Below are 6,878 nucleotides of genomic sequence, written 5' to 3' on the forward strand. Positions count from 1 at the left end.
GGCGCGGCTGCGGCCGTCGTCGCCCTGGCCGAGGCCGGTGCGCTGGAGCTCCCACAGCACCGGGCCGCGGTGGGCGGGCGAGTCGGCGAGGACCCGGTGGGCGACGCTGCCGGCGGCGCGCGGGAGGCCGACGATGAAGACGGGCCGCTCGACCGGGGCCGCGGCCACGAGGGGGCTGCGGGCGTGGATCCACTTGACGCGCAGGCGGTTCTCGAACCGCTGCTGGGCGTTGCGCAGCTGGATCGTCCAGCCCAGCGGCGTGAGTTCGGGCACGGCGGCGAAGCACTGGAGGAGGAATCCGAGGTCCTCGGCGAACGCCCAGTCGCTCGCGTCGGGTTCGGCGTCGGCGGCGTCGAGGGTCGCGCGGATGCGCTCCCGCCAGGCCGCGAGCGCCTCCGCGGGGTCCCGGCGGGCACGCGCGGTCCGGCCGAGCGCGGCATTGAGCACCATTCGTCGCATGGGGGTCCTCACGACCTTGCGTCCTAAAAGGAATGGATTGTCACTCCCAATCGGCGCAATATTACCGACATGCTCGTATCCTGTACAGACCCGGCCTCAGGGGTGCGAACCTCCGGGGTGCGACTAGAAGTCCCCTTTAGACTCCAGCCGTTCCCGTATGGAGCGGATTCGCTTGGGGCCGTTGGAATTCCGTCGAGGCGAGCCCTGCTGTAGCGCGCGCGAGCAGGGTGCTAACCTGATCGCAGACTTGTCTTCGAGGGGTATGGGCCCTGACCGACGTATACGCCGGTCAGGGCCTGTTTTGCGTCTTTTGCGTTTTGGCCCTTCACGAGAGCCGTTCGAGCAGGTCGGACACCGCCTCCGCGACGGGCCCCGGCGCGTCCTCGGGGGCGTGGTGGCCGACGTTCTCGCCGATGCTCCGCACTTCGAGCGCCCGCGAGTGCCCTCTGGCCCAGTCGATCATCGCGGGCGAGCCGAGCCCGTACGCGCTCGCGGTGAGCAGCATCTTGGGCGTCTCGGAGGTCGCGAGCCAGTCGCCGTAGGCGTCGAAGCGAGCCGCGACCTCGGCCGGCTCGAACGGACCGTCCTCCTCGGCGAGCGGGATCTGCCTGGGCCAGGCCAGGAGCGGCTTCCGCGACGCCGGGTCGGGGTAGGGCTTGCGGTAGGCGGCCAGGTCCTCGTCCGAGATGCCGCCGTTGGTGGCGCGCAGCGCGGTCTCGATGAACCAGTTCTCCTCCAAGGCCATCTGCTCGCCCGCGCCGGGCGTGCGGAGGGCCCGGAAGAACTCCACGGCCCCGGCCGGGTACTCGGCCCAGGTCATCTTCCGCAGGAACGTCTCCATGACGACGGCGCCCCTGATCCGGTCGGGATGCCGTGCGGCCCAGTCGAGGGCGAGCGCGCCGCCCCAGTCGTAGCCGACCAGGACGGGCCGGTCGGCGCCGACCGCGTCGAGGAACGCCTCCAGGTGGGCCGCGTGCTCGGCGAAGGAGTACGCGATGTCGGGCTTGCCGGACTCGCCCATGCCGATGAGGTCGGGCGCGATGACGCGGGCCCTGCCGGACAGGCGGGGGATCACCTCGCGCCAGATGTGCGAGGAGGTCGGGTTGCCGTGCAGCAGCACGACGGTGGTGTCGCCTTCGCCCGCTTCGGTGTAGGCGAGGTGCGAGCCGAGGATGTCGACGGTCTTCATGCGGATGCCTTTCAGATGGCGGCGCGGTCGATGGGGGCGGTGAGCGCGACGGGCTCGATTTCGAGGCCGTCGAAGCGCCAGCCGTCGGCGGTGCGGCGGGCCGTGTAGTGGTGGATGCCGGCGGCCGCGGCGATCGTGGCGTCGTCGATGACGAAGACGCCGAGGTCGTGGGCGCGCACCTTCGCGGTGTCGCCGTCGAGGTCGATGACGACGTTGGACTTGTTGTGGACCGTGCGGGCGAACCGGTCGTGGCCCTTGTTGACGAGGGCGAGCAGCTCGTCGAAGCCGCGGGCCTCGCCGCGCGGGGAGCGGACGGCGACGTCCTCGGTGAAGATGCGGCCGGTCTCGTCCCAGCGGGACTCGTCGATCCACAGGGTGTGGCGGGCGACGAGGTCGGCCAGTTCGACGTGGTCGGCGAGGGTGCGGACGAGGGTGTCGGTGGTGGTCGCGGCGGTGGTCACGATGGTCTCCCCAAGATTGTTAGTTACTCTAACGTTTGTGTTGCTAATGAATCTACATCGTTAGTCTCACTAACGCAAGCGGGGTAGGATGTGCGCATGGATACCAGCGGTGAACTGCGGTTCGATCACGGAGTGCAGACTCCTGAGCGCCTCAAGCGCCAGATCTCGCGCCTGACGGGCATGACGAGCGCGCAGATGAGCAGGACGGCGTCCGAGGCGCTCGCGCCGATCGGCGCCCACAAGGCGCACTTCGTGGTCCTCGCCGTCCTCGACGAGTCCGGGCCCGCCAGCCAGGCCGCCATCGCCGACCGCACCCGCATCTACCGCTCGGACCTCGTCGCCGTCCTCAACGACCTCGCCGAGGGCGGCTGGATCGTGCGCGCACCGGACCCGGACGACAAGCGCCGCAACGTCATCACCGTCACCGACGCCGGCCGCGCGCGCCTCGCCGAGATCGAGGCGGTCCTTGACGGCGTCAACGAGTCGATCCTCGCCCCGCTCGACAAGGACGAACGCGCGCAGCTGTTCTCACTGCTCGGCCGCGTCAACGCCCACCTCGCCGCCGGTTAACGCAGGCGGCGCATCACCTGCTCCTTGAGGGACGTGAACGGCGGGTAGATGACCCGCATCGTGTCCGGCGCGAGGGGCTTGTCCAGCACCGACTTCGCGTGGCTGAACGTCTCGATCGACGCCTTCCCGTGGTAGGCGCCGAGCCCCGAGTTCCCGACCCCGCCGAACGGCAGCCCCGGGACGTCGATGTGCGCCATCGGCACGTTGAACCCGACCGCGCCCGAGGACGTCCGCGTCAGGAGCTTGCGCCGGGTCGCGTCCGAGTTCGTGAACGCGTACAGCGCCAAGGGCTTCTCGCGCGCGTTGACGAACGCCACCGCATCGTCGAGGGTCTCGACGGCGAGGACCGGCAGGACCGGCCCGAACACCTCCTCGCCCATGACCGCGTCGTCGGGCGACACGTCCGCGAGCACCGTGGGCGCGATGTACCGGTCGGCGCGGTTGTGCCCGCCTCCGCACACCAGGCGCCCCTCGCCGAGGTACCGCGCGAGCCGGTCGAACGACCGCTGGTCGACGATCCGCCCGAAGTCGGGGCTGTCGGCCGGCGCGTGCCCGTACATCTCCCGGACCGCGTCCGCGAGGTGCTTCTCCAGGTCGGGGCCGACCCCGCCGACGGCGAGCACGTAGTCGGGGGCGATGCACGTCTGCCCGGCGTTCATGAACTTGCCCCACACGATCCGCCGCGCCGCCGTCGCCAGGTCCGCGCCCGGCTCCACGATCGCCGGGCTCTTCCCGCCCAGTTCGAGGGTCACCGGCGTCAGGTGCTCGGCGGCGGCCTTCGCGACGATCCGGCCCACGCGCGGCGACCCGGTGAAGAAGATGTGGTCGACGCGCTCGGCGAGCAGCGCCGCAGTCTCCTCCGCGCCGCCCTGCACGACCGCGACGGCGTCCGGGTCCAGGTACTCCCCGATGAGGCGCCCCAGCACCGACGCGGTCGCCGCCGACGTCTCGCTCGGCTTGACCACCACCGCGTTCCCGCACGCGAGCGCGCCCGCGAGCGGGCCCAGGATCAGCTGCACCGGGTAGTTGAACGGCCCGATGACCGTGACCACGCCCAGCGGCTCGCGCAGCACGTACGCCTTCGCGGGCTGGAGGTGCGGCGGCGTGTAGACCCGCTTGGGCCGCAGCCAGGACCGCAGGTGCTTGCGCAGGGCCCGCACCTCGGCGGTCACGAAGTCGATCTCGGCGAGGAACGACTCGGGCGCGGCCTTGCCGAGGTCGGCGCGCAGCGCGTCGGCGAGCTCCTCGCCGGCCTCCCGCAGCATCCGGTCGATGCCCTTGAGCTGCTCCAGGCGCCACGGCACCGGCTTCGTGCGGCCGGTCGCGAAGTGCTCGCGGAGGCGGGACACGGTGTCTGAGGGGGACTCTGGTCCGAACGCGCTTGACATGTGAACGACTCTATCGATCTCGGGGCCGCGGCGGAACGCCGCGCCGAAGCCGGGAACGAGACCGTACGGGTGTGTCACGGTCCATGCCCCGGATGTGGTCTCCGGGACACTGCGACCGCCCCGTGACAGGATGCTGCACATGAGCGCCGCGAAACGATCCCCGCTTCTGTCCTGGACCGTCATCGCACCGCTGCTGGGGGTGGTCGTCCTCGCCCTCGGATGGGGCCGCCACCTCGGCGCGGCGATGATCATCGTGACCGCCGTCTTCCTCATCGCCACGGTCCTCGCCGCCGTCCACCACGCCGAGGTCGTCGCGCACCGCATCGGCGAGCCGTACGGGTCCCTCGTCCTCGCCGTCGCGGTCACCGTCATCGAGGTCGCGCTCATCCTCACCGTCATGGCCTCCGGCGGGCACGACACCGAGACGCTCGCCCGCGACACCGTGTTCGCGGCGGTCATGATCACCACGAACGGCATCATCGGCATCGCGCTGCTCGTCGGCGCCCTCAAGTTCGGCCTCACCCACTTCAACCCGGAGGGCTCGGGCGCGGCCCTCGCCACCGTAGCCACGCTCGCGACCCTGGGCCTGGTGCTGCCGACGTTCACCACCAGCGAGTCCGGGCCCGAGTACTCGACGCCGCAGCTGGTGTTCGCGGCGCTGGCGTCCCTGGTCCTGTGGGTGCTGTTCGTGTTCACGCAGACGATGCGCCACCGCGACTTCTTCCTGCCGGTGACCGAGCACGGCTGCACGATCAAGGAGGACGAGCACGCCGACCCGCCGAGCGCGAAGCGCGCGCTGCTGAGCCTCGGCATGCTCATGGTCTCGCTCCTGGGCGTGGTCGGCTTGGCGCACAACGAGGACCCGGCGATCCAGGCGGGCGTGCACGCGGCCGGGTTCCCGGCCTCCACGGTCGGTGTGGCGATCGCGCTGCTGGTGCTGCTGCCGGAGTCGATCGCGGCGGTCCGGGCGGCCTCGAAGCAGCGGATCCAGACGAGCATCAACCTCGCCTACGGGTCGGCGATGGCGTCGATCGGGCTGACGATCCCGGCGATCGCGATCGCGTCGCTGTTCTTCTTCGACGGGCCGCTGCTGCTGGGCCTGGGCTCGACGCAGATCGTGCTGCTGGGTCTGACGGTGCTGGTGAGCGTCCTGACGGTGGTGCCGGGCCGGGCGACGCGCCTCCAGGGCGGCGTCCACCTGGCGCTGCTGGCCGCGTACCTGTTCCTGGCGATCAACCCTTAGCGGGTCGCGGCCCACACGTCCCAGCTGAGGCGGGCGAGCAGGGCGAGGACGACGACGACCAGGACGATCCGCACGAACCGGGTCCCGCGGGCCATGGCGGTGCGGGCGCCGAACCAGGCCCCGGCCATGCACCCGGCGCCGAGGACGAGGCCGAGGACCCACCACACGTTGCCCTGCAGGGCGAAGACGATGACGGCGCCGATGTTGGTGGCGGCGTTGACGACCTTGGTGTGGGCGGCGGCCGCGACGTAGTCGAAGCCGGTGATCGTGGTGAACGCGACGGCCAGGAAGATGCCGGTGCCGGGGCCGATGATGCCGTCGTAGAACGCGACGCCGAGGCCGGCGGTGAGCATGAGGGCGGCGGCCCGCAAAGGGGTGCGCAGCTTCGGCTGCGGTTCGAGGCCGAGCTGGGGCCGGGCGATGACCAGGACCAGGACGGCGAGGAGCACCGCGATGATGATGGGCTTCAAGGCGCTCGCGGAGACGGCGAGGGCGGCCAGGGCCCCGGCGCCGGAGCCGAGGAGCGCGAGGCCGACGGTGGGCCACAGCAGCCGGTGTTCGAGTTTGATCTTGCGCGAGTACGTGATCGCGGAGGTGGTGGTGCCGCACACCGACGCCATCTTGTTGGTGCCCAGCATGAGCTGGACCGGCGCTGTGGGAAAGGCCACGAGGAGCGCGGGGAGCTGGATCAGCCCGCCGCCGCCGACGACGGCGTCGACCCAGCCGGCGAAGACGGCCGCGACGATGAGCAGGGCGAACACGCCGGGGTCGATGTCGAAGGGCACCAGGCCAAGTTACTTGCCGCGCGGCTGGGAGACACGCCGATGAGGTGAGGAACACGTGGCGGTGCGTAATCGTCTGATATCAACAGGTCATGGACTTGACGAAGCCTATGACCCACTTGGTGAAACGCGGCTACGAGTATGCCTTCGACCCCGATGACCAGCAGCGCGGGAACCTGGAGGAGACCCTCGAAGCGGTTCGGGCCGTGTACAACTGGTCCCTGTCGGTGTTCCAGCGCGAGTGGCGCGCGAAGGGGGAGAAGATCTCGTACGCGGAGATCTCCGCCAGGTTGACGAAGTGGAAGAACCAGCCGCAGAACCGGTGGGTCAAGGCGTATTCGTCGGTACCGCTCCAGCAGATCGCGCGCCAGCTGCACACCGAGTACCACGCGTTCCTCAACGGCCGCAGCCGCGAGCCGGTGCCGAAGGAGCACGGCGAGCAGGTGCAGCTGGTGTACTCGCGGGCCGGGTACTACCTGAAGGGCCGCGAGGTGAAGCTCGCGAAGCACAAGGAGCCCTTGGACATCCTGTGGGGGCTGGAGCGGCCCAGCCGGGACGACATCACCTCGATCACGGTGATCCGCGAGGGCGACCAGCGGTGGAAGCTGTGGATCGTGGCCGAGGAGTTCGTGGAGGTCCCGCGGCAGAAGCCGCCGGAATGCGGCGAGTGCGGCCGGGAGCTGGACGAATAGGCGCCCCCGGTCAGAGCGGCGAAGCGGCCCCCGTGCTGGTGCACGGGGGCCGCCGCTTGCCCGGCCGGGAAAGCCCTGAGAACCCGGCCGGGCG

Annotated in this window: 7 protein-coding genes and 1 pseudogene; 3 read left to right on the forward strand and 5 right to left on the reverse strand. The window is 70.6% G+C overall.

Features of this window, described 5'->3' with window-relative positions; all coding sequences use genetic code 11:
- The 3 genes and pseudogenes from DI269_RS05955 to DI269_RS05965 form a co-directional block, all read right to left on the reverse strand.
- Positions 1-459, reverse strand: a pseudogene (locus DI269_RS05955) (hypothetical protein); the annotation flags it as partial.
- Between the two features lie 325 nt (positions 460-784).
- Complete coding sequence (locus DI269_RS05960; RefSeq protein WP_112134196.1) at positions 785-1,648, reverse strand: haloalkane dehalogenase; 864 nt, start codon at positions 1,646-1,648, stop codon at positions 785-787.
- Positions 1,649-1,659: 11 nt separating this feature from the next.
- On the reverse strand, positions 1,660-2,109 hold the full coding sequence (locus DI269_RS05965; RefSeq protein ID WP_112134197.1) for a nuclear transport factor 2 family protein: 450 nt from the start codon (positions 2,107-2,109) through the stop codon (positions 1,660-1,662).
- 96 nt (positions 2,110-2,205) lie between these two features.
- Here DI269_RS05965 and DI269_RS05970 point away from each other — a divergent pair, with 96 nt between their 5' ends.
- Positions 2,206-2,679: a MarR family winged helix-turn-helix transcriptional regulator gene (locus DI269_RS05970; RefSeq protein ID WP_112134198.1), complete on the forward strand. Its 474-nt coding sequence runs from the start codon at positions 2,206-2,208 to the stop codon at positions 2,677-2,679.
- On the opposite strand, the gene DI269_RS05975 is transcribed toward DI269_RS05970, so the two are convergent.
- Positions 2,676-4,067, reverse strand: coding sequence for an aldehyde dehydrogenase family protein (locus DI269_RS05975; protein WP_112134199.1), 1,392 nt, complete (start codon positions 4,065-4,067; stop codon positions 2,676-2,678). The genes DI269_RS05970 and DI269_RS05975 overlap by 4 nt on opposite strands.
- Before the next feature lie 139 nt (positions 4,068-4,206).
- Between DI269_RS05975 and DI269_RS05980 the strand changes: the two genes are divergently transcribed.
- Complete coding sequence (locus tag DI269_RS05980; RefSeq protein WP_112134200.1) at positions 4,207-5,310, forward strand: calcium:proton antiporter; 1,104 nt, start codon at positions 4,207-4,209, stop codon at positions 5,308-5,310.
- Here the strand turns inward: DI269_RS05980 and DI269_RS05985 are convergent.
- Entirely contained in the window at positions 5,307-6,083 is a 777-nt protein-coding gene (locus DI269_RS05985; protein WP_112134245.1) for a TSUP family transporter, read from the reverse strand. The two genes, DI269_RS05980 and DI269_RS05985, sit on opposite strands and share 4 nt — an antisense overlap.
- A gap of 119 nt (positions 6,084-6,202) precedes the next feature.
- Here DI269_RS05985 and DI269_RS05990 point away from each other — a divergent pair, with 119 nt between their 5' ends.
- A complete protein-coding gene (locus DI269_RS05990) occupies positions 6,203-6,784 on the forward strand; it encodes a helix-turn-helix domain-containing protein (RefSeq protein ID WP_157974785.1) in 582 nt (193 codons plus the stop codon).
- Positions 6,785-6,878 lie beyond the last annotated feature (94 nt).

This window comes from Glycomyces dulcitolivorans (assembly GCF_003265355.1).
GTDB lineage: Bacteria > Actinomycetota > Actinomycetes > Mycobacteriales > Micromonosporaceae > Glycomyces > Glycomyces dulcitolivorans.